Source organism: Kosakonia sp., from assembly GCF_032104925.1.
In the GTDB taxonomy this organism is placed as follows: domain Bacteria; phylum Pseudomonadota; class Gammaproteobacteria; order Enterobacterales; family Enterobacteriaceae; genus Kosakonia.
Window position 1 is genome coordinate 372,289 of record NZ_DAMCGF010000005.1, and the last position, 21,936, is coordinate 394,224.

Consider the following 21,936-nt stretch of genomic DNA (forward strand, 5'->3'; position numbering starts at 1 on the left):
TTATCGCCGGGCAGAGAGTTATTTATCGTAATATTTTAGTAATGCGGTTAAATAATCAAAGCCAATACTCTCGACTAAACTTCTCTCTCGCTGACCGCTCCCATTTAGCCAACCCTTGATGATCTCGCAATCGACAAAGATGTCATAAATCGTGTCATTCAGCGCCGATAAGTCCTTATCACTGTTAATCCCCAGCACGCCGTTTTCGACAGGGGTATTTTGAAATAGTGCCCACTGCTTCTGCGCATCCACGATGATAAAGCCGCCATATTCGCGGCTATCATGCATCTGTTTGCACAACCCGGCGATGTTCACCAGCCAGTCTTCGCGAGAATCTATTACGCCTAAATACGTGTAGCTGGTGCTGGCGAAAACATGCGCGCAACCCGTCTCGCCAAAGCAGGCACGAATAATTTGCTGCGTTGCTGTTATCAACCAATCTGATGTACAGATGTCGTTATCAAAAAAGAAATAGCGGGAAAATTTCTGTGTAAAAAGGGGGCCAGGAAGATTCGCCCCCTTTATTATCATGTCGAATGGATGTTGCATCACGTGTGCCAGGTAGACGAAGAGTGCTCAATAATACCCCTCACGATTGCTGTCACTCAATCCTTTCCACCAAATGGCACGCCACATGATGCCCTGGTTCCACTTCACGCAGCGCCGGGATTTCAGCGCGGCATTGGGCGGTTGCCAGCGGGCAGCGCGACGAGAAACGGCAGCCGGACGGCGGGCGCGACGGATCGGGAATTTCCCCCTGCACCACAGCGACGGGTTCGCTATTCGGATCGAGCGTTGGCACCGCCGCCAGCAGCGCCTGGGTGTAAGGGTGCAGCGGTCGGTTAAACAACGTGTCGCGGCTGGCGGTTTCCACCAGTTGCCCGAGGTACATCACCGCGACGTCATCGCACAGGTGTTCCACCACGCCTAAATCATGGGAGATAAACAGGAACGTCACGCCGCGATCGTCGCGCAGGTCGGCAAAGAGATTAATGATTTGCGCCTGAATGGAGACATCCAGCGCCGAAATCGGCTCATCGGCGATGATGAAATCCGGGTTGAGGATCAACGCGCGCGCAATGCCAATACGCTGGCGCTGCCCACCGGAAAACTCATGCGGGAAACGGTTGTAGTGCTGCGGCGCCAGCCCGCAAATCTTCATCACGTCCAGCACCTTGTCGCGCAGCTCCGCCCGGCTGCACAGCTTATGCTCAAGCATCGCTTCGCCAATCGCATCGCCCACGCGAATACGCGGGTTCAGCGAACTGTACGGGTCCTGAAACACCAGCTGGATTTTCGGGCGCAACGCGCGCATCTGTTTCGCGCTCAGATCCTGCAGCTCCTGGCCGCGATACTTCACGCTGCCTGCGGTTTTGTCGTACAGCCCAAGCAAAGTGCGGCCAACGGTGGTTTTACCGCTGCCGGACTCGCCCACCAGCCCGAAAATCGTCCCCTGGCGAATCTTAAAGCTGACGCCGTCCACGGCGCGTAGCTCTCCGGTTTGCTGGCCAAACAGCCCGTCACGCAACGGGAAGTGCTTTTTCAGCCCTTCCACTTCAATGACATATTGCTCGCTCATGCGGTTGGCTCCAGAAGCGTACTGTGAATACACGCGGCTTGCCGCGTCTGGCCGATAAGCGGCGGGATCCCCGCCCGGCATGCGTCAGTCGCCCGCTCGCAGCGATCGTAAAAGGCGCAGTATGGCGGCAGCGCAGCGAGATCCGGCACCTGGCCGGGAATGGAGTAGAGCCGTCGCCTGCGCTCGCCCGGAATGGGACGTGCAGCGATCAGCCCTTTCGTGTACGGATGCAGCGGGTTACGCAGCACATCGGCCGTCGGGCCTTGTTCAACGATGCGCCCGGCGTACATCACCACCACATATTCCGCCATTTGCGCGATCACGCCTAAATCATGGGTAATGAGCATCAGCGCCATCTCATGCGCCCGCGCCTGGTCGCGCAGCAGCCGCAAGATTTGCGCCTGCACGGTAACATCCAGCGCGGTGGTCGGTTCGTCGGCGATCAGCAGTTTTGGCTGGCAGCTCAGCGCCATGGCAATCATGATGCGTTGCAACATGCCGCCGGAAAGTTGATGCGGGTAGCTGCTCATCAGGCTCTCCGCCCGCGCCAGCCCCACTTCGGTGATTAACTGCGTGGCATGCGCCCACGCCGCTTTAGGCGTTTCACCGCGATGACGAATCAACGGTTCGCAAAGCTGCTCACCAATGGTCAGAACCGGGTTAAGCGCGGTCATCGGCTCCTGGAAAATCATCGCCAGTTGGTTGCCGCGCAGATCCGCCATTTTTGACGGCTTCAGGCGCAGCAGATCGGTGCCCTGAAACAGGATTTGCCCGCTGTCGATGCGTGCCGCTTGCGGTGGTAACAACCCCATCAGCGACATGGCGGTGACACTTTTACCGCAGCCGGACTCGCCCACCACGCCGATAGTTTGCCCGGCGTTGATGGTGAACGACACGTCCTGCACGGCGCGCACGCGCCCCTGATCGCCAGCAAAAGAGAGGGACAATTGATTAAAGGTGACCAGCGGTTCGCTCATTTCACGCTCCGTTTCATCTTCGGATCCAGCGCATCACGCAGGCCGTCACCCAACACGTTAATCGCAATCACGGTAATAAAAATGGCGATACCCGGCGGCATCCACAGCCACGGGCGGCGCTGAAAATCGATCAGGCTGTTGGCGGCGTCCATCATGTTGCCCCATGATGGCGTGGGCGGCACCACGCCAAGCCCGAGATAGCTCAGCGCGGACTCCATCAGAATGGCGTTCGCCACCGCCATCGTCGCCATCACCACCAGAATCGGGATGGTATTCGGCAATAAGTGACCAAACAGACGGCGACGCGACGACAACCCCAGCACCTGCGTCGCCAGCATAAAATCGCGCTCGCGCAGGGAGAGAATTTGCCCGCGCACCAGCCGCGCCAGCTTTGGCCACTCCAGCAAACTGAGCATGATCACCACCATGTAGATGCGTGATTCTGCGGAGAAATCGAGTTCTGACAGCATCGCACCGGCGACAATCAGCAGCGGTAAGCTCGGGATGGTCATCACCAGATCCGCCAGCCGCATAATCAGTTTGTCTGTCCAGCCGCCCGCATAGCCCGAAACCGCGCCCAGCAGATAACCGAGCGCTACGGAGAGCAGCATGGTCAGCAGACCGATAATCAATGAAATGCGCCCCGCCAGCAGCAGGCGGGTATAGACATCGCGGCCGAGAAAATCGGTGCCCAGCCAGTGCTCCGCACCGGGTGGTTTGTTGATCATCAGCGCGTCGGTGGCGTCATTTTTCCACGGCGACCAGAGCGGCCCAATCACGCACCAGATTGTCATCACCACCAGCAAAAACAGGCACAACATGGCTAAATGATTATGGCGCAGCGCTTTCCAGGCTTGCCGCCACGGTGAAGGCGTGGCCTGCGCCAGCGCCGGGATTTCCGCTTTACGAAGGCGGCGATTGGTTGAAAAAAGCGAACCGAACATCACGACCTCACCCGAATACGCGGATCAGCCCACGCGTAAAGCACATCGGCAATCAGGTTGCCGAGAATGGTTAGCACCGCCAGAAATAGGGTAAAGCCCATCAGCACCGGGTAATCGCGCGCCGCCAGCGAATCGATATGAATATGTCCCGCGCCCGGCCAGTTAAACACTTTTTCGGTGATGATCGCGCCCGAAAACAGCCCCGGCAGTTCAAACCCGAGCAGGGTAATAATGGGCAGCAGCGCATTACGCAGCGCGTGTTTAAAAATCACCGTCCGTTCGCGCAACCCTTTGGCGCGCGCGGTGCGGATAAAATCCATCTTCACCACATCAAGCATACTGGCGCGGAAATAGCGCGTCAGGCTGCCCGCCTGCAACATCACCAGCGCCAGCACCGGCAGCACCAGGTGCGCCGCCACCTGCAGTACCCACGCCCAGCCGCCTTCGTCGCTGCCGGTGTTGGTCATGCCGCCGACCGGCAGCCAGTGCAGATCCACCGCAAACCACTTAATCAGCAGCAGGCAGAGGAAAAAGGTCGGAAAAGACATGGCGGCGAATACCACCACGCTGACCAGGTGATCAAACAACGAGTTGGGTTTCAGCGCCGAGGCGATACCTACCGCCAGGCCGATGCCCCAGTAAAACACCAGCGCCACGCTTGCCAGCAGGAACGAGTTCCAGATGTACTGGTTCAGCAACTGGCTCACCGGGATTTGGTATTGCAACGAGAAGCCTAAATCACCACGTAACAACTGGCCGAGCCAGTGCAGATAGCGGGTGAACAACGGTTGATCGAGACCGTAAATGGCTTTCAGTTCCGCGGCGCGGGCGGCGGTCAGCGTGACGTTGCCGTCGATAAAGTCGCCCGGCGTTTTGGCAAACAGCATGAAGATAATCAGCGAAGCGAGCAGCAGCATGGGTACGGTTTGCAGCAGTCGCCTCAGGATAAAATTTCGCATAGCGTTCTCATGGCAACTGCCGGGACGCCCCGGCAGTTGTGATGGTGTTACTTAACGATTTTCACATCCGGCAGGCTGCCGGTCAGGCCGTTGTAGATATCCGGTTTAAAACCGGTGACGCGGGCGCTGCTGGCCGACAAAATTTCGCGGTTGCCCAGCAGGATCGCCGGCGGATCATCCGCCAGCACTTTATAGAGCTGGTGGTAAATCGGTTTACGTTTTTCCACATCCAGCACCGCGTTACCTTCGTTAATCAGCTTATCGACCTGCGGGTTGTTATAGCCGGACTCTTTCGCTTCCGTGCTGTAGTAATCCCACACGCCGTCATGCGGATCGTTTAACGTGCTGGTGCTAAAGGAGGCAAGGTCATAATTGCCGGCTTTACGCTGCGCCATCAGGGCGTTGAAGTCGACAACCTGCGGTTTCAGCAGCACGCCAATCTGTTGCCAGTTCTCTTTGGCAATCGGGATCAGCGCGTCGTTCAGCACTTTCTTGCTCACCAGCAAGGTCAGTTCCAGGCGTTTGCCGTCTTTCACACGGATGCCGTCCGGCCCCGGTTTCCAGCCCGCTTCATCCAGCAGTTTTTTCGCTTGCGCCGGGTCGAATTTGTACGGGTTAACCCCTTCCGTGTTATAGGCCCAGGAGATCGGCGCAATTGGCTCAATCGCCACTTTGCCGTACCCCTGATACACCACATCAATCAGCTTCTGGCGATCAAGGCCGTAAATCAGCGCCTGGCGTACTTTCACGTCCTGCAACGCCGGACGACGCACGTTGAATTCCACTTTGCTGTAATCGCTGGATCCGTACAGGTTGATATTGGCGAAACCGAGCATTTTCAGCTGTTCAATATCATCCGGGCGCGAGGTGAACGCATCGTAGTCCGTCTCGCCGGTCTGGAACAGCTGGAAATTGGTGGACGGATTGGTCACGCGGTAGATAAAGCGCGGCGTTGGCGGTGTACCACGGTAGAAATGGGTGTTGGCGTGGAAACGTATCTCCTGGCCTGGAATGTATTTCTCATAAACATACGGCCCGTTGCCCAGCGGTTTGCCGTGCAGTGTGCGCAGGTAATCCAGATTGCCGCGCTGATAGCCCTTGCCGTAATAGGCTTTGGACAGCACCGGCCCACCGATTTTCGCCAGCGTCGTGGCGCCAGGCTGGGTGGTGGTGACCTGTAGCGTTAACGGGTCAATCACTTTCAGACCGCTGACGCTGTCCGCTTTCCCGGCTTTGTATTCCGCGCCGCCCGCGATATTCGCCAGCGTGATATCCGTGTCGCCATCATATTTCGGGTCGTAAAGCACCGTCAGGGTAAAGGCCACGTCTTCGGCGGTCAGCGGCGAGCCGTCGCTGAAAGTCAGGTTCGGGCGCAGCTTGATGGTGTAGACCTTGTTATCCGGGCTGACCGTCCAGCTTTCGGCAAGGCCCGGCACCAGTTTGCCGTGGCTATCCCAGTCGATCAGGCGCGAGAAGATGACGTTGGTGACGTTTTCATCCCAACCATTGACGAAGAAGTACGGGTTAAAAATCCCCTGCGGCTCCGAAATACCGGCTACCACCGTGTCTTTGCGCAGCTTCGCCGCCGCCGGGATCTGGCTGGCGTCTGTCGCCGGTGTGATGCCTTCTTTTAAGATCTCATCGGCGAACGAGGCAGACGAGAACGCTACCACACTGCTGAGTAGCGCGATTTTCAGCGCGAGGGTGAAGCGCGTGGGTTTTGTTTTTAAGCTATTCACGAAGCTGGCCAAAATTGCTCCCTCATCAAATGATTGCGTGGAATTTACAAATAATGACGAACGATAAGAGCCGCACCGCACCCTGTCTAACAACGAAAACGTATGGCTTATAGCTAAACGTCCTTAGCAAACTTATGGCTAACGATTGGTGGGATTTAGCTAAATGGCTGATAACCCGCGCTGCGCGGGCGATGTAAGAGCGTGCCTTAAGCCGTTCCCGGCAGCGGTTATTTTTTCTGCTTGAGCTAAACCTCGGGGGAAACAGCACATTGTGGACTGGGTTTCGCTTAGGGGCCTTGCCACTGTAGCGCTGCCCGCAATTCAGGCGGAACCAGCGAGAATATAGACTTAATAGAATTGAGATGCTGATAATAATTCGGAGAAATATCTGCGTTGCAGTTTACAACATAATACCTCGCCTGGTGATTTAAAAACCAAATGTCATGCTCAACAACGTCGGGTATTAGCAGTGTCGGCATGAGATTATGCAGTAATTCCGCCTCAAAAAAACAGGATGTGTCCTGTGCTTTTATTTCCGTACCCTGCGACTGCATATTTCTGATATAGGGTAAAGCCAGCGATAGCATTTCAATATAGATTTCATTCTTCTTCATAGGCAAGGCCATCACACGTATTGACATATTAAATAAAAGGGAGGGTGTTTTTTATATTTTCAGGCAGAAGGTCATATTTCATCGGCACTATTGGGCGCACAATTAATATATACGCATTCTCTTTAAAATCATAACTCAACAGCCCTTTACGCGACATGGCAATAAATGAGGCCAGATAGCGCTGGCGCTGCTCCTCATTAGCAAACTCCTCCAGATTTTCCTCAATCACCTCAATATCTGACATCGGTTGCAGCGAAGCAAAATAGTCGAAAACCAATTCATAGTTGGCAACAGAGCCACTAAATTCCACCGGAACGGGGCCTACGCCAGCAGTAGCGAAATGGGCGAGTGAACCATCCGGCGCAACGCCAAACCAGTCCAGATCGCATTCCAGGAGTGATTCATCCATCGGGATAGTACCGTCGCCGCGCATTTTAGTGGCCCGCGAACATGGCGGGAAACCAGGTATTGATTTGGCGATTATCCAGTAACCTGTCTTTTTCGAAATCAATAATGGTCGAAACGGCAATACCCCGGCGAAGCGGTTGAGGAAAATCATCAACCGATGCGAACACTGTAGGGACTAAGAAGCGGAAGTAATCGCCCATTTGCGTCGTACCTTCATACCCGACAGGGTAATCCTCACCGGGATTGGAACCTTCTACACCAAAATAAAGAAACATCCCTTTATTGATAGCCAGATTAACATCACTTTGCGACCCTAACCGCTGCCAGTCCTGTTTAAGCTCTTCCGTAATATGTGCTTTATCAGGGTGACTTCTGAATCTTATATGGGAAAATAAATCCACGGAAAATGCACCATTTTTATTCTCTGGGTACGCATCAAAAATGGGCGACTCTTCCCATAGAAACTCATTCATATTTTCCAGCAGCGATTCAACATCTGTTATTTGTAATAACGCTCTGGGAAGATCGCCAAAACAGTTATTCACCATCACGGCAATACGGCCGTGTTTATCGGCGGCAAACCAGGTATGGATCGTACCGAACTCAGGCACCCAATCGATATTTAAACTGTTCATTACTTATCCTTTTTCATAGAGTACCGCCAGTAACTGCGCAGTATCATCTAAAGAAATCAATGACTCATATACAGATTCGGAGTACTCGCCAGCATGCAAAAGCAGTATTGCGGATACTACCCTGGCGCGGCTAAATGAGATGATAGAATCAGTCTCGCCGTTTTCTTGCTTAATGAAATAGTCGTTATCCAGCGCCTCGCCGCGCTTTCTGCAGAACGCCAATTCAGGTTCAGTCAGGGTACCGTTGCGTTTCAACCCTGAGAACGCTTTATCCACATCGGCATCCTTCCAGCCCGAAACGTGTAAGGCATACTGGCAGGCAGCGATGGCAAGCTGGATGTTCTCTCTCGCTTGCAACTGATCCATCTTCTGTGCCAGTGCGACAGAAATGGTCTGCAGTCTGTTCATCTTCCGCTCCCCACTTTGATTACGCGTTTTTACGATGTTCTAATGGATTATCGGCAGTAACAAGCACAGAGAGAGAATTGTTTGTAGTAAAAATGCGATTTACCTTAAAGCGGTTTTTTATTTAACTTAAGGACAAAAATTAGAAGCGGGAAATAAAAAAGCCCCCAACCGGAGGCTTTCAAAATAGCGATTAGCGTTTGCTGACATCGGGAATAATTAAATCCCCGCGCACCCGGTAAGCACCCAGCACGCTCTGCGTTTTTTCATTTAGCCAGGCGACAATACGTGCCGCCATCGCGTCCATCGAATATTCGATAGCCGGAATGGTAGGAATGCCCGGCAAATGCAGAGAACCGGCGAGGCTGAAGACCATAATGTCGCCCGGCACCGATTTATTAAACGCCTGCAATTGCGGGATCACACGCTGGGCTTCCTGCTCATCCGCCACCAGCAACGCGTTGAAATTCAGAGTAGTTGCGTTATTGAGCAGCACCTGCAACGCAACAGAGGACGAAGTATCATCCATAAACACCAGGTTACGGTTAAACGGCAGGAAATTATTTTCCAGCGCCAGCTTATAACCGTGCAGCACTTGATCGGCTGCGGCGGTGCGTGGGTGGATTAGCGCAATTTGTCGGCGGCTCTGGCTAATCAGGTAGTTACAGGCCGTTTCGGCGGCGAAGGCGTGATCAAATTGAATACAGTTGGGCGTGGCGTCGGCAGACTCAACGCAATCCACCAGAATGACGTTTTCGTCGTCAATTTTGAGCGGAAAACGCGCGCCGATAATCAGCACATCGTCACACAGCCCGCAGGTCAGCTCATCCAGCGCGCTCATCACTTCCGCTTTGGTGTTGGCGAAGCGCAGCAGCAGATGTTTCTGGCTCTGGCTTAAATGCTTTTCCAGCGCGTAGAGGTAGCCGGTGGTTTGGTTGATATTGTCCTGGGCGCAGATAACACCGATGCAGCCTGTCGACTGGCTGAGCAATGACTGCGCGATAACATTGGGCCGATAATTCAGCTCTTCGACCGCTTTCAGCACCGCGAGGCGACTGGCTTCCTTAACGCCGCGCGAACCACTCAACACCCGTGAGACTGTGGCTTTCGACACCCCAGCTAAACGTGATACATCGTTGATTGTAGACATCTTTCTCCCCTGACAGACGCACATTGCGCCCGCAAAATCTAAATACTTCAACGGCTAATATATAACCACACGCAGTATAACGGTTTCGCTTTTTGATGGAAACCGATTTTCCATTTTGCACTTTTTGTTCTCAACAGAGTGCCAAATTCCGTGACGCAAATCCAATTACGGCATCAGATAATTCATAGACATTGACAGCTATCACACTTCTGCGGCGAACAAATGGAAACCGGTTTCCATATGATATCCAATCGACCCCGCAATAACTTTTTACACTTCGAGGATGGTTAACGATGTTCAGGATTATGTTGTGCTGTTCAGCCGGTATGTCCACCAGCTTACTGGTGAGGAAAATGCTGGAAGCCGCGAAGGAACGCGATATACCGGTAGAGATCGACGCGTATGGCGTCGCGGAGTTCGACACGCAATTTCCGCGTTACCAGGTCGTGCTTCTCGGACCGCAAGTCAAATACATGTTAAACACGCTGTCAGAAAAGGCCGCCGCTCAGGGTATTCCGGTCCAACCCATCAACCCGATGGACTACGGAATGCAACGTGGCAATGAGGTACTGGACTATGCACTGTCGCTCATAGAAGCGGCGCATTAAAAAGGTGTTCTTATGAGTTCCTTATATCAATCAATGATTACGGTTATTGAGCAAAGCATTACGCCGCTGGCCGGTCGCCTCGGGCAACAGAAGTACGTTATCGCTATTCGCGACGGTTTTACCGCCGCGCTGCCGTTTATGATCATCGGCTCGTTTATGCTGGTGTTTATCTTCCCGCCGTTTTCCGCCGACACCACCGTCGGTTTCGCCCGCGCGTGGCTCGATTTCTCCACCGAATACCGCGCACAGCTGATGCTGCCGTTTAACCTCAGCATGGGGGTAATGACCTTCTTTATTTCCGTCGGGATCGGCGCGAGCCTCGGTCGCCAGTTTAACCTCGACCCGGTAATGACCGGTCTGCTGGCGTTTATGGCGTTTCTGCTGGTCGCCGCACCGTATGCCGATGGCAAAATTTCTACCCAGTATCTCTCCGGGCAGGGCATTTTCACTGCGCTGCTGACATCGATTTACTCCACCCGCGTTTACGCCTGGCTTAAACAGCACAACATCACCATTCGCCTGCCCAAAGAGGTGCCGACCGGCGTTGCCCGTTCGTTTGAAATCCTCATTCCGGTGCTGGTGATCATTGGTACGCTGCACCCGCTGAACCTGTTTATTGAAGCGCAAACCGGCATGATCCTGCCGCAGGCGATTATGCACGTGCTGGAACCGCTGGTCTCCGCGTCCGACTCCCTGCCTGCCATTCTGCTTTCCGTGCTGCTGTGCCAGATCTTCTGGTTCGCCGGTATCCACGGTTCGCTGATTGTCACCGGCATCATGAACCCGTTCTGGATGGCAAACCTCTCCGCCAACCAGGCCGCACTGGCTGCGGGCGCTGCGCTGCCGCACGTTTATCTGCAAGGTTTCTGGGATCACTACTTGCTGATTGGCGGCGTCGGTTCCACCCTGCCGCTGGCGTTCCTGCTGCTGCGTAGCCGCGTCGCGCATCTGCGCACCATCGGCAAAATGGGCGTCGTACCGAGCTTCTTTAACATCAACGAACCGATTCTGTTCGGCGCGCCGATCATCATGAACCCGATGCTGTTTGTGCCGTTTGTTTGCGTGCCGTTGGTGAACGCCGTGCTGGCTTACACCGCCACCAAAATGGGTCTGCTGGCGCAAGTCGTCTCCCTGACACCGTGGACAACGCCTGCGCCTATCGGTGCGTCCTGGGCGGCGAACTGGGCCTTTAGCCCGGTGGTGATGTGCCTGATTTGTATGGTGATGTCCGCCCTGATGTATCTGCCGTTCCTGCGTGCTTACGAGCATTCATTAATGAAAGCAGAAGAAGAAAAAGCGCAGAGCAGCGCGCCGATGACGGAAACCGTCCGCAGTAACTAAGCCGTAACGCATTCGCAGTAACGAAAAGGAGTCGGTAATGAAATACGTATTTCCCGCAAACTTCTGGTGGGGCAGCGCCAGCTCTGCGCTGCAAACCGAAGGGGAAAGCCAGCAAGGCGGTAAAAGCGCAACCACATGGGATGCCTGGTTTGCCAGCCAACCGTGGCGCTTTCACCAGCAGATTGGGCCGCAAGAGACCTCGACGTTTTATCGCCACTGGCGGCAGGACATCGCGCTGTTAAAGCAGCTCAAGCACAACAGCTTTCGCACCTCTATCAGCTGGTCACGGCTGATCCCGGATGGCGATGGTGAAGTGAATCCGCAGGCGGTGGCGTTCTATAACGAGGTCATCGACGAGCTGCTGGCGCAGGGTATTACGCCGTTTATCACGCTGTTTCACTTCGATATGCCGATGGTGATGCAGGAAAAAGGCGGCTGGGAAAGCCGGGAAGTGGTGCAGGCTTTCAGCCGCTACGCGCAAATCTGTTTCGAGCTGTTTGGTGATCGGGTTCATCACTGGTTCACCTTTAACGAGCCGATTGTGCCGGTAGAGGGCGGTTATCTGTACGATTTCCATTACCCGAACGTGGTGGATTTTAAACGTGCGGCCACGGTGGCGTACCACACGGTACTGGCGCATGCCAGCGCGGTGAGAGCATTTCGCGCCGGGTTTTACGCCGGTGAGATTGGCATTGTGTTGAACCTGACGCCGTCCTATCCACGTTCGCAGCACCCGGCGGATGTGAAAGCGGCGCACTATGCCGATTTGCTGTTCAATCGCAGTTTTCTCGACCCGGTACTGCGCGGCGAGTATCCCGCTGACCTGGTGGCGCTGCTCAAAGAGTATGACCAGTTGCCCGCCTGCCAGCCGGACGATATCTCGCTGATTGCAGAAGGGAAAATCGACCTGCTCGGCATTAACTATTACCAGCCACGGCGGGTAAAGTGCCGGGACAGCGCGGTCAATCCCGATGCGCCGTTTATGCCGGAGTGGTTGTTTGATTATTACGAAATGCCAGGGCGCAAAATGAACCCGTATCGCGGGTGGGAAATTTATGAGCCGGGTATTTACGATATTCTCACGAACTTACGCGTCAATTACGGTAACCCACGCTGTTTTATTTCCGAAAACGGTATGGGAGTCGAGAACGAACAGCGTTTTATTAAAGATGGGCAAATAAACGATAGCTATCGTATTACGTTTGTTCGCGATCATCTTATCTGGCTGCATAAAGGAATTAGCGAAGGGTGTCATTGCCTTGGCTACCATATGTGGACATTTATTGATAACTGGTCATGGTGTAATGCCTATAAAAACCGCTACGGTTTTGTGCAATTAGATCTGGCAACGCAAAAACGTACCATTAAGAAAAGTGGAGAGTGGTTTGCCGCCACCGCTGAAAATAATGGTTTTACTCAGGATTAAATGACAATGATTGAACTCGAAGAAGCGGTAATGGAAATTATCGTCAACGCCGGACAGTCGCGCAGCCTGTGCTTTGAAGCGCTGCGCGCGGCAAGGGCAGGCAATCTTGACGAAGCGCGCCAGTTGCTGAAGGAGGCGGATGGCTACTCGCGCCAGGCGCATCACATGCAAACCAAATTAATCGAACAGGATGCGGGCGAAGCCCGGCAACCGATGACATTAATTATGGTACACGCGCAGGATCATTTAATGACATCATTATTAGCGCGTGAGTTATCCGAAGAGATAATTCAGCTTCACACTTTATATCGGCAATAATTAACGGAGAATTGATTACGGTAAATCTTAATTAAGCTGTACCCGCATTTAAAAAATAAAAGCAGTTCGTAATGGTGATGGCAATAATCTCTGCCCGGTCACCCGGGATGGTTATTGTCTGAGAATAACTTACTAAATTGAGATAACCATGAGAATTAATAAAAAACTTCCAGTGGCGCTGGCGGTTGCGGCCACCCTTTGCTCTGGCTCCGTCTTCGCACAAGAGTTTACCCAAGAGCAAATCGATGCCATCGTCGCCAAGGCGGTGGATAAAGCGCTGGCGGAACGCCAGGCGAAAATGGACGCCGCCGTGAATAAAAAAGCGGATGTGGTGGTGGAACCGCAAAGCGCGGCGCAAACCCCGGATTTGGCGGTGCCTTACGGCCTGAAATTTAGCGGTTACGCCCGTTATGGCGCGCACTTCCAGTCTGGCGATCAGAAATATGTTGGCGTCGATGGCTCCTATAACGGCGCGTCGGCGATTGGTCGTCTGGGCAACGAAGGCAACGGCGGTGAATTCCAGCTCTCCAAAGCCTTTAAAGGCGACAACGGCGCAATCTGGGACGTCAACGTGATGTTCGACCACTGGGGCGACGAAGTTAACCTGAAAAAAGCCTATGCCGGGGTGACCAACCTGCTGGCATCCAACCCGAACGCCTACTTCTGGGCAGGGCGTGATTTCCACCAGCGTCCACAACAGGGCATCAACGACTACTTCTGGATGAACCACGACGGCCAGGGCGCCGGGGTGAAAAACTTCGATATCGGCGGCGTGCAGTTTGATGTCGCGGCTGTTGGTTCGGTGGCATCCTGTAGCCCGGAAGTGCTGGAAGATGAAGCCAACCCGTCACGCATCACCTGTACTGGCGGCTCCAACGTCGGCGATAAAGGTAACTATGCGGTGACCTCCAAAATCCACGGCATGAAAGTCGGCCCGCTGGATCTGGAAATCTACGCTAACTACGGTTTTGATTCGAAAGCGATTGAAAGCGATGCCCGTCTGAAAGCCTGGCAAGGTGGTGCGGTGTTGAGCCACACCTACGACCACGGCATTAACAAACTGATCGCGCGCTACTCCGATAACGCGGATAACAGCGTATTTAACAAAACCGACGATCTGACCGCGATTTACGCCAGCTTCGAAGGCAGCTACAAATTCTCCCGGCAGACGCAGGTGGACTACCTGCTCGCGTACCACGACTACGACAACAGCGCCAACAAAGCGGATAACCGCCGCAACTATGGCGCGATTGTCCGCCCGATGCACTGGTGGAACGATGTGCACTCCACCTGGCTGGAACTGGGTTATCAACGCGTAGATTATGATGACGGCGGCGATAACCACGGCTGGAAAGCAACCCTGTCGCAGAACATCTCTATCGCGATGGGACCAGAGTTCCGCCCGATGCTGCGCTTCTACGTGACCGGCGGCGAAGTGGATAACAAACGCACCGCACGCGTGAACGGCACCAACGACTCGACGCTCGATTCGTTCAACATCGGCGCGATGTGGGAAGCCTGGTGGTAAGGTAACAAAACCGGAGGCGGTCCCCCCTCATGCCGCTTCCGGTTAAACTCTGTACATGTGTTATGATGCGCGGCCTTACGATAAGTCATCAGCATTACAGAGTTGGGTTAGCACATGGGTTCGAGCAAGAAAGGGATGTTTTACGTCCTGGCCGCCGCCGTTTTATGGGGCAGTTCCGGGGTTTGCGCGCAGTACATAATGCAGAAAAGTCATATCTCCTCGCCGTGGCTGACGATGACGCGACTGCTGTTCACCGGCGTGATTTTGTTAACGCTGTCGTTTGTCCACGGTGACAAAATTTTCGCCATCCTGAAAAACCGCAAAGACGCCTTTAGCCTGCTGTTCTTCTCGCTGTTTGGCGCGCTAACCGTGCAGCTCACTTTCCTGCTGACGATTGAAAAATCCAACGCCGCCACCGCGACGGTGCTGCAGTTTCTCTCGCCGACGATTATCGTGGCGTGGTTCGCGCTGGTGCGCAAAGCGCGCCCCACCTTCCCCGTGGCGTCGGCGATTGTGACTTCGCTTATCGGTACATTTTTACTGGTGACGCACGGCAATCTGACGTCGCTCTCTATCTCGCCTGAAGCGCTGCTGTGGGGCATTGTCTCGGCGTTTGCCGCCGCGTTTTACACTACCTACCCTTCGCAGCTTATCGCCCGTTACGGCACGCTGCCGATTGTCGGCTGGAGTATGTTGCTGGCGGGACTGATGCTGACGCCCTTCTTTGGCGGGCAGGGAAATGATGTTGTGGTGAATGGCCGCCTGCTGATGGCGTTCTTCTACCTGGTGGTGATTGGCACCGCGCTGACGTTTAGCCTCTATCTGAAAGGCGCGCAGATGATTGGCGGCTCGAAAGCCAGCATTCTGAGTTGCGCCGAACCGCTGAGCAGCGCCCTGCTGTCAGTGGCGCTCCTCGGCGTGGCGTTTTCGCTGCCGGACTGGCTCGGCACGCTGCTGATTGTCTCGTCGGTATTGCTGATTTCCTGGGATTCGCGGCGCAAAATACGCGCCGCATAAGCCGACTGGTTTACGCTTTTACCCGCACTTTCGCGGCCACCAGCAGCGCCGTTAACAGCATCAGGCTACCGGAAAGCACCAGCGGCGAAAGTAAACCGTAGTGATCGAGGGCAAAGCCGCCAATCGCCGCGCCGCAGGTGTTGGCAAGCTGGATCACCGCCACCTGAATGGAACCGGCTTTTTCTGCCTGATCGGCAAGCGTGCGGGTGATCCACGTTGACCAGCCCACCGGGATCAGCGCAAAACCCAGCCCCCAGATAATGGCGATGCCCGCCGCGACAACCTTATCGCTGCCCCACAGAATTAGCACCAGGGCGCTAATGGCCAGGGTTAACGGTGCCAGCGCCAGCGCCAGTTTCACCGAGCGCTTCATCACCACCGAGGAGAACGACGTGCCGACAAAGCTGGCGATACCGAAGCTCAGCAGCACTAATGTCAGCCCGTCTACATCAAACCCGGCGAGATTCATATAAACCGGGCGAATATAGGTGAAAAAGGAAAACTGCCCGGCGAAGACCATAAAAATGGCGATCATCCCGGCCAGTACACCGGGGCGCTTGAGCAGGCCGAACATGTTCTCATGGTGCTCGGTTTTCCCCGGTAGCGACGGCAATGCCTGCCACACCCAGATGATACAGGCCGCGCCCATCAGCGCCGCGCCGTTAAACACATTGCGCCAGCCAATAATGCCACCAAGAAAACTACCGAGCGGAGCCGCGATCACCAGCGCAATCGACACCGCGCCAAAAATCACCGACAGCGCTTTTGGCACAACGCGCATCGGCACCAGCCGCATGGTTAGCGACGCCGACATCGCCCAGAAACCGCCTAACGCCAGACCAAGGCAGGCCCGACCCAGCAGCAGCAGGGTGAAATTGGTGGCGAACGACACCAGCAGGCAGGAAAGCGTAAGCAGCACCGCGAACGCGATCACCACATAGCGGCGGTCGGCGGCACGGATAACCGTGGTGATAAACAGGCTGGCAAACATCGCAACAAACGCCGTCACGGTGACGGTTTGCCCGGCGAGACCTTCCGACACCCCCAGATCCAGTGCCATTGGCGTGAGCAGGCTTACCGGCAAAAACTCCACGGTTATCAGGCAAGCCACGCAAAACGCCACGGCGAATACCGCCGACCAGTTCGGGCGACTTACCGTATCCGTAGAAGATTGCGTTACAGATTGCTCACTCATTGGTTACCTGCTTAGTTTTTATTCGTGAAAGTCGCGCAGTGTAACATTCAAAATGTGTGACGCAATTAACAATTTGGCAACTCTGTGGCGGCGATGAATTCAACCGCCAGGCACAAAGCGTGTCCGCCAGTGTGTATATGGAGTCGCGGCATGACAACGATGAGGTTTATGCCGCGACACCAGCACGGTTTACTCTTTAGCCCGCGCGTTACGCGCCGCCGTTGCCAGGCCGACAATCCACTCCTGGTGAGCATTGATCATCGGGTTTGGCACCGCGCTCGCCAGTTGCCGCGCCGGAACACCGGTTTGCGATTCCTGGGTCAGGATGCGCACGCGGCTGCCAGGTAAATCCTCAAACAACCAGGCATGAATCGCATCCAGACGCGACTGCGCATCCCCTTCCACCCAGCCATACCACGCGATACGCGCGGCCAGGCCTTCAACCGGCGGCACATATTCACACACCTGCGCCTCGACCGGAAAACCAAAGGTAGTGAAACGAAAACGGGCACTGGCGCTTAATAACGGGCCGCTGCCATCGTGAAAACGGATGTCTTGCGCGTTGCTGTAGTAAGTCGGCCACAGGCGAGTATCGTTCAGTTGTGCCCAGATCTCATGTGCCGTTAGCCCGGCGACAATGATTTCGTTGGAGACAAAATTATCGGTGGTGCCTGGCAGGTAATCCTGCGGCCAGACAATGGCGCTTTGCGTCAGAGATTGCGTCATGGTGTACCTCGTCATGGATGAACGAGGCCACTTTGCGCCGCGCGGTGTTATAAATCTAATGACTATCTTTGATGAGCGTCATCACGCTGCGTGATATCAGTGCAGCCAGTGAACGCCCTCTTCGGGCATAAACAGCGCGTTATAGCGCATCTGGAAGTTATTGAGATCGGCTCTGTCCGGTTCCAGTTCGCGCAGAAACCCTTGCGCCAGGCGGATTTGCGCATCGGTGACAGGTGTTGCCAGCCGCGCTTTTTGCAACAACCGGTGCCAGTAAACCAGGTTCTGCTCGCTGCTATCGACAATAGACACCTGCCAGATCAGTAACACCTGGGCGGCGTTTTGCAGGTGCGCTTCGTCCGGGCGCGTCAGGTAGCTTAAATATTCGTTACCGGCGCTTTTGCCCATCTGATCGATCATTGATTCCACCGGCACGGGCTGAATGTTGAGTCGGTCGGTGAGGCGGCGAATCGCGCGGCGAGAATCAGAAGTTAATGCTCTGAAACCAATCACAAAAACCACCACCAGCGTTGCCAACATCAACCAAATCATAACCGCTCCCGAAGCGCAAAAGAGGCTCATCATACGGGGAAATTACCCGCTACGGACAGCCGTAAATGCGATAATCTTTATTATCGCTCTGGCTGGTCATCATCATGAATAACGATATCAGAAACCTCGATCTTAACCTGTTGAAAACGCTCGATGCCTTGCTTGATGAACGCCATGTCACCCGCGCTGCCGCCCGCCTTTCGCTGACGCAACCGGCGGTGAGCGGCATGTTGACGCGACTGCGTGATTATTTTGCCGACCCGCTGTTTATCCGCGCGCCGCATGGCATGGTGCCCACGCCGCGTGCGCAGGCCCTGGCAGCGCCGGTTAAACAGATCCTTGCCGATATCGACCGCTTGCTGAAACCCATCGCCTTTGACCCGCTCAGCGCCACATTTATCTGGACGCTGGCAGCAACCGACTACGCGCTTAAAGTGGTGATCGTGCCGTTTATTGCTGAGCTGAAAAAGCACGCGCCGGGGATCCGCATCCGCGTTGAACCCGTGGAGCCGCAGCGGCTGGTAAGCCAGCTTGAGCGCGGCGAAGTGGATGCGGCGTTAATGACACCGCACAGCACGCCGGAAGCACTGCACAGCCGGGCGCTGTTTGAGGAACGTTTTGTCTGCATGATGCGCGCCGACCACCCGGATGCGGCGCAAGATACGCTGACACTGGAGCGCTTCTGCGCGCTGGAGCACGCGCTGGTATCGTGGGATGGAGAACGTTTTCGCGGCGTGGCGGATAACGCGCTGGCCGCAATCGGTAAAAGCCGCCGCGTGGGCGTGTCGGTGAATAACTTCCTGATCCTGCCAGAGATGTTAACCGTCAGCGATATGATTGCCGTGGTGCCGCAGCGCCTCGCCAGCCTGACACCGGGCATGTGTATGCGTGAAGCGCCCTTGCCGATACCGGGGTTTACCAAAACCCTGGCCTGGCACGAACGCAGCCACCGCGATCCGGCGCATCAGTGGCTACGCAATCTGCTGTTCGACATCAGCCAGCGTTAAGCGCGGCGATTACTCAAAGAACAGACCGAGTTTGTTGAACACGCCAGGATCGGTCTGGTGGCGGATAATTTGCACCACATCTTCCAGCTTATCGATCTGGCTTATCATCTGTTCCAGCCGCTGGTCGTTCGCCACCTGGAGCCAGATGCGGCTCTGCTCGCCGCTTTGTAGCGGTAGACAAAGAATGCCTTCCACGTTGAACGCGCGGCGGGCAAACAGCCCACAGACATGCGTCATCACGCCCGGATGGTTGCGCACGGTGAGTTCGAGAATGACGTTATCAGTTGTTTGCATGGCTTATTCCCCCACCATTTCTGTATTCGCCGCGCCTGGCGGCACCATCGGGTAAACTTTTTCTTGCGGGTCGATACGCACATGCACCAGCGCCGGGCCCGGACGAGAGATAACCTCCAGCAACGCAGCCTGCGGGTTGGACTCGGCGTTTAAATCGCAGGTATGCAGGCCAAAACCAGCGGCAATCTGCATAAAGTTGATCATGCCGGGATACGTTGCGGCAAACACGCCGGACTTGTAGAACAGGCTCTGTTGCTGATGCACCAGCCCCAGCGCTTCGTTATTCATCAGGATAATTTTCACATCGAGATTATTTTCCGCGGCGGTGGCCATCTCCTGGATGTTCATCATCAGGCTGCCATCACCGGAAAAGCAGATGATCTTACGCTCCGGGTTTGCCAGCGCCGCGCCAATCGCCGCAGGCAGGCCAAAACCCATGGTGCCCAGCCCGCCGGAAGTCAGCCACTGGCGCGGGCGGTTCAGCGGGTAAGCCTGCGCCGTCCACATCTGATGCTGACCAACATCGGTGGTGATAATCGCACTGTCATCCACGCAGGCAGCGACCGCATTGATCAAACCGTAATGGGTAAGCGGGTCGCCCGCTTGCGGGATCGCGCCGGGAAACTCTTTTTGCAGCTGTTCCACGGTGTTGCGCCAGGCGTGGCGGGAATGGGCTTCAACTTGCGGGATCAGCGCATCGAGCACGTCGCCAACGTCGCCCTGGATTGCCACATGCGCCTGCTTCACTTTGCCCAGCTCCGCGCGGTCGATATCCACATGAATAATTTTGGCATTCGGGCAGAACTGCTCAGTTTTGCCAATCGCCCGGTCATCAAAACGTGCGCCAAGCACCACCAGCAGATCCGCTTCCTGCAAAATGTAGTTGGTGCTGCGGGCACCGTGCATTCCCAGCATCCCGAGCGACAGCGGGTGCTGTTTTGGCAACATGCCGAGCGCCATTAACGTCATGGTGGTGGGCATATTGGCTTTTTCCGCCAGGTGACGAATTTGCTGCGGCGCGTTAATCACCCCACCGCCCAGATACAGCACCGGGCGCTCGGCGGCATTGATCATCTCTGCGGCGGCGTGAACATCCTGAGCGTTCCAGGCGGGTGCTGGCGCTTTATGACCCGGTTCCGGCAGCTCGCTGAGGGTGATTTCCGCCGTCTGCACATCTTTAGGAATATCTATCCACACCGGGCCAGGGCGACCGGACTGCGCAATGCGAAACGCATCGCAAATCACCTGCGGCAGTTCGCTGATGTCGCGAACCAGGTAGTTGTGTTTTGTGATGGGGATAGAGATGCCGTAAGTGTCCACTTCCTGGAACGCATCGGTGCCAATCATCGAGGCCGGAACCTGGCCGGTGATGCAAATCAGCGGGATGGAATCGAGACGCGCGTCGGCAATGGCGGTCACCAGGTTAGTTGCCCCTGGCCCGCTACACGCCAGACAAACCGCCGGTTTGCCCTGCGTACGCGCCATGCCCTGCGCGATAAAACCCGCGCCCTGCTCGTGACGCGCCAGCACATGGCGAATCTGTTTACTTTGGCTTAGCGCGTCGTATAACGGCAAAACGGTACCGCCGGGGATGCCGGTCACGGTGGTGATGCCCTGACGTTCCAGTAAATGAACAATCAGCTGCGCGCCTGTATAGCGCGTGGATTGCGATGTGCTGCCCGAACTTGCCATGCTCCAGTCCTTTTCTTCTGAGCCGGCTTTCCAGGAGAGGCTTAAACGAAAAACCCCGCCCGGTTTGCGCCGGCGGGGTTTTGGAATCGTGTGTTGTTCCGGACCCTACGGCGCATTGCCGACGACCACCACCACACGCACGACGACCACCGCGGCGTTATGCGCGGTTTTTAGTAGGTTCATCGGATTGGTGGAAGCGTTCATTAGGGGCCTGTGTGTTGTGTTATTAACGAGATTTATACAAGCACAGGAATCATTCGCCGACAACTGCTTTTTACGCACCCGCAGAAAACTGCGCAGCCGATCACGTTTATTTGCCTGGCGTCTGAAAACAAAAAACCTCGCCGGAGCGAGGTTTTTGTCAGCATTTTCGCGGTTGGTGGCCGCAAAACACACTGCGTTACGTCAACCACGCAACTATACGACGAATCCTGCGGATGCGCAATTTTCAGGCGTTTTTTCCCGCATTGAGTATGGATCAATGTCGAAAATTCCGCCAATAAATACTGTATATATAAACAGTGTTAATATATAATGACCTTGCGAACCAGCGTGAGGGGCCGCGTTCAACGGCGCAAGAATTCCTGGCTGAAACGGGTGGTGCCGTCAGTGCCTTAACCCCTCAAGAGCACACTGCGTTACGCCAACAACAAGGCTGGCAACAGGTAGCGGAAAGGTACGTCAGCCGGTGCTCCTTGACCAGAGGAGAAGCGTATGGGCGGAATGGAGATGTTTATACTGATCCTGAAACTCATTGTTGCCTTGTTGCAACTGCTTGAAGCTGTCCTGAAGTTTTTGCGGTAATTCAGGTTCAAGTCGCACCAA

General features: G+C 55.1%; 25 protein-coding genes. 8 read left to right on the forward strand and 17 right to left on the reverse strand.

The window, feature by feature from the left end:
- Positions 1-18 precede the first annotated feature (18 nt).
- The 11 genes from RT644_RS13345 to RT644_RS13395 all read right to left on the reverse strand — a co-directional run bounded on the left by RT644_RS13345 (position 19) and on the right by RT644_RS13395 (position 9,410).
- Positions 19-549, reverse strand: coding sequence for a hypothetical protein (locus RT644_RS13345; RefSeq protein ID WP_045507429.1), 531 nt, complete (start codon positions 547-549; stop codon positions 19-21).
- A 52-nt stretch (positions 550-601) separates the two neighbouring features.
- Positions 602-1,579, reverse strand: a complete 978-nt coding sequence (locus tag RT644_RS13350) for an oligopeptide/dipeptide ABC transporter ATP-binding protein (protein ID WP_313626997.1) — start codon at positions 1,577-1,579, stop codon at positions 602-604.
- Positions 1,576-2,556, reverse strand: a complete 981-nt coding sequence (locus RT644_RS13355; RefSeq protein ID WP_313626999.1) for an ABC transporter ATP-binding protein — start codon at positions 2,554-2,556, stop codon at positions 1,576-1,578. The genes RT644_RS13350 and RT644_RS13355 overlap by 4 nt, the downstream gene beginning before the upstream one ends.
- Positions 2,553-3,500: an oligopeptide ABC transporter permease gene (gene opp4C / locus RT644_RS13360; protein ID WP_065369687.1), complete on the reverse strand. Its 948-nt coding sequence runs from the start codon at positions 3,498-3,500 to the stop codon at positions 2,553-2,555. The genes RT644_RS13355 and opp4C overlap by 4 nt, the downstream gene beginning before the upstream one ends.
- On the reverse strand, positions 3,500-4,459 hold the full coding sequence (locus tag RT644_RS13365) for an ABC transporter permease (RefSeq protein ID WP_017458132.1): 960 nt from the start codon (positions 4,457-4,459) through the stop codon (positions 3,500-3,502). The genes opp4C and RT644_RS13365 overlap by 1 nt, the downstream gene beginning before the upstream one ends.
- A gap of 47 nt (positions 4,460-4,506) precedes the next feature.
- Positions 4,507-6,210: an ABC transporter substrate-binding protein gene (locus tag RT644_RS13370; protein ID WP_097407278.1), complete on the reverse strand. Its 1,704-nt coding sequence runs from the start codon at positions 6,208-6,210 to the stop codon at positions 4,507-4,509.
- Between the two features lie 275 nt (positions 6,211-6,485).
- Positions 6,486-6,812: a zinc ABC transporter substrate-binding protein gene (locus RT644_RS13375; RefSeq protein WP_313627002.1), complete on the reverse strand. Its 327-nt coding sequence runs from the start codon at positions 6,810-6,812 to the stop codon at positions 6,486-6,488.
- 28 nt (positions 6,813-6,840) lie between these two features.
- On the reverse strand, positions 6,841-7,221 hold the full coding sequence (locus tag RT644_RS13380; RefSeq protein WP_313627004.1) for a hypothetical protein: 381 nt from the start codon (positions 7,219-7,221) through the stop codon (positions 6,841-6,843).
- Between the two features lie 25 nt (positions 7,222-7,246).
- The gene (locus tag RT644_RS13385) at positions 7,247-7,855 is read right to left on the reverse strand and encodes a hypothetical protein (RefSeq protein WP_313627006.1); all 609 of its coding nucleotides are present in this window, start codon (positions 7,853-7,855) and stop codon (positions 7,247-7,249) included.
- 3 nt (positions 7,856-7,858) lie between these two features.
- The gene (locus RT644_RS13390; RefSeq protein ID WP_313627007.1) at positions 7,859-8,263 is read right to left on the reverse strand and encodes a hypothetical protein; all 405 of its coding nucleotides are present in this window, start codon (positions 8,261-8,263) and stop codon (positions 7,859-7,861) included.
- 190 nt (positions 8,264-8,453) lie between these two features.
- Positions 8,454-9,410, reverse strand: a complete 957-nt coding sequence (locus RT644_RS13395; protein WP_020455794.1) for a LacI family DNA-binding transcriptional regulator — start codon at positions 9,408-9,410, stop codon at positions 8,454-8,456.
- A 293-nt stretch (positions 9,411-9,703) separates the two neighbouring features.
- Here RT644_RS13395 and RT644_RS13400 point away from each other — a divergent pair, with 293 nt between their 5' ends.
- The 6 genes from RT644_RS13400 to RT644_RS13425 all read left to right on the forward strand — a co-directional run bounded on the left by RT644_RS13400 (position 9,704) and on the right by RT644_RS13425 (position 15,648).
- Entirely contained in the window at positions 9,704-10,018 is a 315-nt protein-coding gene (locus RT644_RS13400; protein ID WP_017458127.1) for a PTS sugar transporter subunit IIB, read from the forward strand.
- A gap of 12 nt (positions 10,019-10,030) precedes the next feature.
- Positions 10,031-11,359 carry a PTS cellobiose transporter subunit IIC gene (locus RT644_RS13405; RefSeq protein ID WP_020455796.1) on the forward strand — a complete coding sequence of 443 codons (1,329 nt, stop codon included), beginning with the start codon at positions 10,031-10,033 and terminating at the stop codon, positions 11,357-11,359.
- Between the two features lie 37 nt (positions 11,360-11,396).
- Positions 11,397-12,785, forward strand: coding sequence for a glycoside hydrolase family 1 protein (locus RT644_RS13410; RefSeq protein ID WP_313627008.1), 1,389 nt, complete (start codon positions 11,397-11,399; stop codon positions 12,783-12,785).
- A gap of 6 nt (positions 12,786-12,791) precedes the next feature.
- On the forward strand, positions 12,792-13,103 hold the full coding sequence (locus RT644_RS13415) for a PTS lactose/cellobiose transporter subunit IIA (RefSeq protein WP_044489757.1): 312 nt from the start codon (positions 12,792-12,794) through the stop codon (positions 13,101-13,103).
- A 148-nt stretch (positions 13,104-13,251) separates the two neighbouring features.
- Complete coding sequence (locus RT644_RS13420) at positions 13,252-14,631, forward strand: carbohydrate porin (RefSeq protein ID WP_020455799.1); 1,380 nt, start codon at positions 13,252-13,254, stop codon at positions 14,629-14,631.
- A gap of 114 nt (positions 14,632-14,745) precedes the next feature.
- Complete coding sequence (locus RT644_RS13425; RefSeq protein ID WP_044489528.1) at positions 14,746-15,648, forward strand: EamA family transporter; 903 nt, start codon at positions 14,746-14,748, stop codon at positions 15,646-15,648.
- A 10-nt stretch (positions 15,649-15,658) separates the two neighbouring features.
- Here the strand turns inward: RT644_RS13425 and nepI are convergent, their stop codons facing one another.
- The 3 genes from nepI to RT644_RS13440 all read right to left on the reverse strand — a co-directional run bounded on the left by nepI (position 15,659) and on the right by RT644_RS13440 (position 18,118).
- Positions 15,659-16,843, reverse strand: coding sequence for a purine ribonucleoside efflux pump NepI (nepI, locus tag RT644_RS13430; RefSeq protein WP_045507408.1), 1,185 nt, complete (start codon positions 16,841-16,843; stop codon positions 15,659-15,661).
- A gap of 189 nt (positions 16,844-17,032) precedes the next feature.
- On the reverse strand, positions 17,033-17,569 hold the full coding sequence (locus RT644_RS13435) for an SRPBCC domain-containing protein (RefSeq protein WP_313627012.1): 537 nt from the start codon (positions 17,567-17,569) through the stop codon (positions 17,033-17,035).
- A 96-nt stretch (positions 17,570-17,665) separates the two neighbouring features.
- Positions 17,666-18,118 carry a DUF1198 domain-containing protein gene (locus tag RT644_RS13440; RefSeq protein ID WP_313627013.1) on the reverse strand — a complete coding sequence of 151 codons (453 nt, stop codon included), beginning with the start codon at positions 18,116-18,118 and terminating at the stop codon, positions 17,666-17,668.
- Between the two features lie 104 nt (positions 18,119-18,222).
- Between RT644_RS13440 and RT644_RS13445 the strand changes: the two genes are divergently transcribed.
- Complete coding sequence (locus tag RT644_RS13445) at positions 18,223-19,125, forward strand: LysR family transcriptional regulator (protein WP_313627014.1); 903 nt, start codon at positions 18,223-18,225, stop codon at positions 19,123-19,125.
- A gap of 9 nt (positions 19,126-19,134) precedes the next feature.
- Here RT644_RS13445 and ilvN read toward each other — a convergent pair whose 3' ends face one another.
- From ilvN to ivbL, 3 genes are all read right to left on the reverse strand, one after another.
- The gene (ilvN, locus tag RT644_RS13450) at positions 19,135-19,419 is read right to left on the reverse strand and encodes an acetolactate synthase small subunit (RefSeq protein WP_017458118.1); all 285 of its coding nucleotides are present in this window, start codon (positions 19,417-19,419) and stop codon (positions 19,135-19,137) included.
- 3 nt (positions 19,420-19,422) lie between these two features.
- Complete coding sequence (gene ilvB, locus RT644_RS13455; RefSeq protein ID WP_313627015.1) at positions 19,423-21,111, reverse strand: acetolactate synthase large subunit; 1,689 nt, start codon at positions 21,109-21,111, stop codon at positions 19,423-19,425.
- Positions 21,112-21,216: 105 nt separating this feature from the next.
- A complete protein-coding gene (gene ivbL / locus RT644_RS13460) occupies positions 21,217-21,315 on the reverse strand; it encodes an ilvB operon leader peptide IvbL (protein ID WP_110093690.1) in 99 nt (32 codons plus the stop codon).
- A gap of 519 nt (positions 21,316-21,834) precedes the next feature.
- Between ivbL and tisB the strand changes: the two genes are divergently transcribed.
- Positions 21,835-21,915, forward strand: a complete 81-nt coding sequence (gene tisB / locus RT644_RS13465) for a type I toxin-antitoxin system toxin TisB (protein WP_404820068.1) — start codon at positions 21,835-21,837, stop codon at positions 21,913-21,915.
- The last annotated feature ends 21 nt before the right edge of the window (positions 21,916-21,936 follow it).

Bases quoted from the DNA above. Each gene is read 5' to 3' on its own strand.
- RT644_RS13345 (WP_045507429.1), bottom strand. From the start codon at position 549: ATGCAACATCCATTCGACATGATAATAAAGGGGGCGAATCTTCCTGGC.
- RT644_RS13350 (WP_313626997.1), bottom strand. From the start codon at position 1,579: ATGAGCGAGCAATATGTCATTGAAGTGGAAGGGCTGAAAAAGCACTTC.
- RT644_RS13355 (WP_313626999.1), bottom strand. From the start codon at position 2,556: ATGAGCGAACCGCTGGTCACCTTTAATCAATTGTCCCTCTCTTTTGCT.
- opp4C (WP_065369687.1), bottom strand. From the start codon at position 3,500: ATGTTCGGTTCGCTTTTTTCAACCAATCGCCGCCTTCGTAAAGCGGAA.
- RT644_RS13365 (WP_017458132.1), bottom strand. From the start codon at position 4,459: ATGCGAAATTTTATCCTGAGGCGACTGCTGCAAACCGTACCCATGCTG.
- RT644_RS13375 (WP_313627002.1), bottom strand. From the start codon at position 6,812: ATGAAGAAGAATGAAATCTATATTGAAATGCTATCGCTGGCTTTACCC.
- RT644_RS13380 (WP_313627004.1), bottom strand. From the start codon at position 7,221: ATGGATGAATCACTCCTGGAATGCGATCTGGACTGGTTTGGCGTTGCG.
- RT644_RS13385 (WP_313627006.1), bottom strand. From the start codon at position 7,855: ATGAACAGTTTAAATATCGATTGGGTGCCTGAGTTCGGTACGATCCAT.
- RT644_RS13390 (WP_313627007.1), bottom strand. From the start codon at position 8,263: ATGAACAGACTGCAGACCATTTCTGTCGCACTGGCACAGAAGATGGAT.
- RT644_RS13395 (WP_020455794.1), bottom strand. From the start codon at position 9,410: ATGTCTACAATCAACGATGTATCACGTTTAGCTGGGGTGTCGAAAGCC.
- RT644_RS13400 (WP_017458127.1), top strand. From the start codon at position 9,704: ATGTTCAGGATTATGTTGTGCTGTTCAGCCGGTATGTCCACCAGCTTA.
- RT644_RS13405 (WP_020455796.1), top strand. From the start codon at position 10,031: ATGAGTTCCTTATATCAATCAATGATTACGGTTATTGAGCAAAGCATT.
- RT644_RS13410 (WP_313627008.1), top strand. From the start codon at position 11,397: ATGAAATACGTATTTCCCGCAAACTTCTGGTGGGGCAGCGCCAGCTCT.
- RT644_RS13415 (WP_044489757.1), top strand. From the start codon at position 12,792: ATGATTGAACTCGAAGAAGCGGTAATGGAAATTATCGTCAACGCCGGA.
- RT644_RS13420 (WP_020455799.1), top strand. From the start codon at position 13,252: ATGAGAATTAATAAAAAACTTCCAGTGGCGCTGGCGGTTGCGGCCACC.
- RT644_RS13425 (WP_044489528.1), top strand. From the start codon at position 14,746: ATGGGTTCGAGCAAGAAAGGGATGTTTTACGTCCTGGCCGCCGCCGTT.
- nepI (WP_045507408.1), bottom strand. From the start codon at position 16,843: ATGAGTGAGCAATCTGTAACGCAATCTTCTACGGATACGGTAAGTCGC.
- RT644_RS13435 (WP_313627012.1), bottom strand. From the start codon at position 17,569: ATGACGCAATCTCTGACGCAAAGCGCCATTGTCTGGCCGCAGGATTAC.
- RT644_RS13440 (WP_313627013.1), bottom strand. From the start codon at position 18,118: ATGATTTGGTTGATGTTGGCAACGCTGGTGGTGGTTTTTGTGATTGGT.
- RT644_RS13445 (WP_313627014.1), top strand. From the start codon at position 18,223: ATGAATAACGATATCAGAAACCTCGATCTTAACCTGTTGAAAACGCTC.
- ilvN (WP_017458118.1), bottom strand. From the start codon at position 19,419: ATGCAAACAACTGATAACGTCATTCTCGAACTCACCGTGCGCAACCAT.
- ilvB (WP_313627015.1), bottom strand. From the start codon at position 21,111: ATGGCAAGTTCGGGCAGCACATCGCAATCCACGCGCTATACAGGCGCG.
- ivbL (WP_110093690.1), bottom strand. From the start codon at position 21,315: ATGAACGCTTCCACCAATCCGATGAACCTACTAAAAACCGCGCATAAC.
- tisB (WP_404820068.1), top strand. From the start codon at position 21,835: ATGGAGATGTTTATACTGATCCTGAAACTCATTGTTGCCTTGTTGCAA.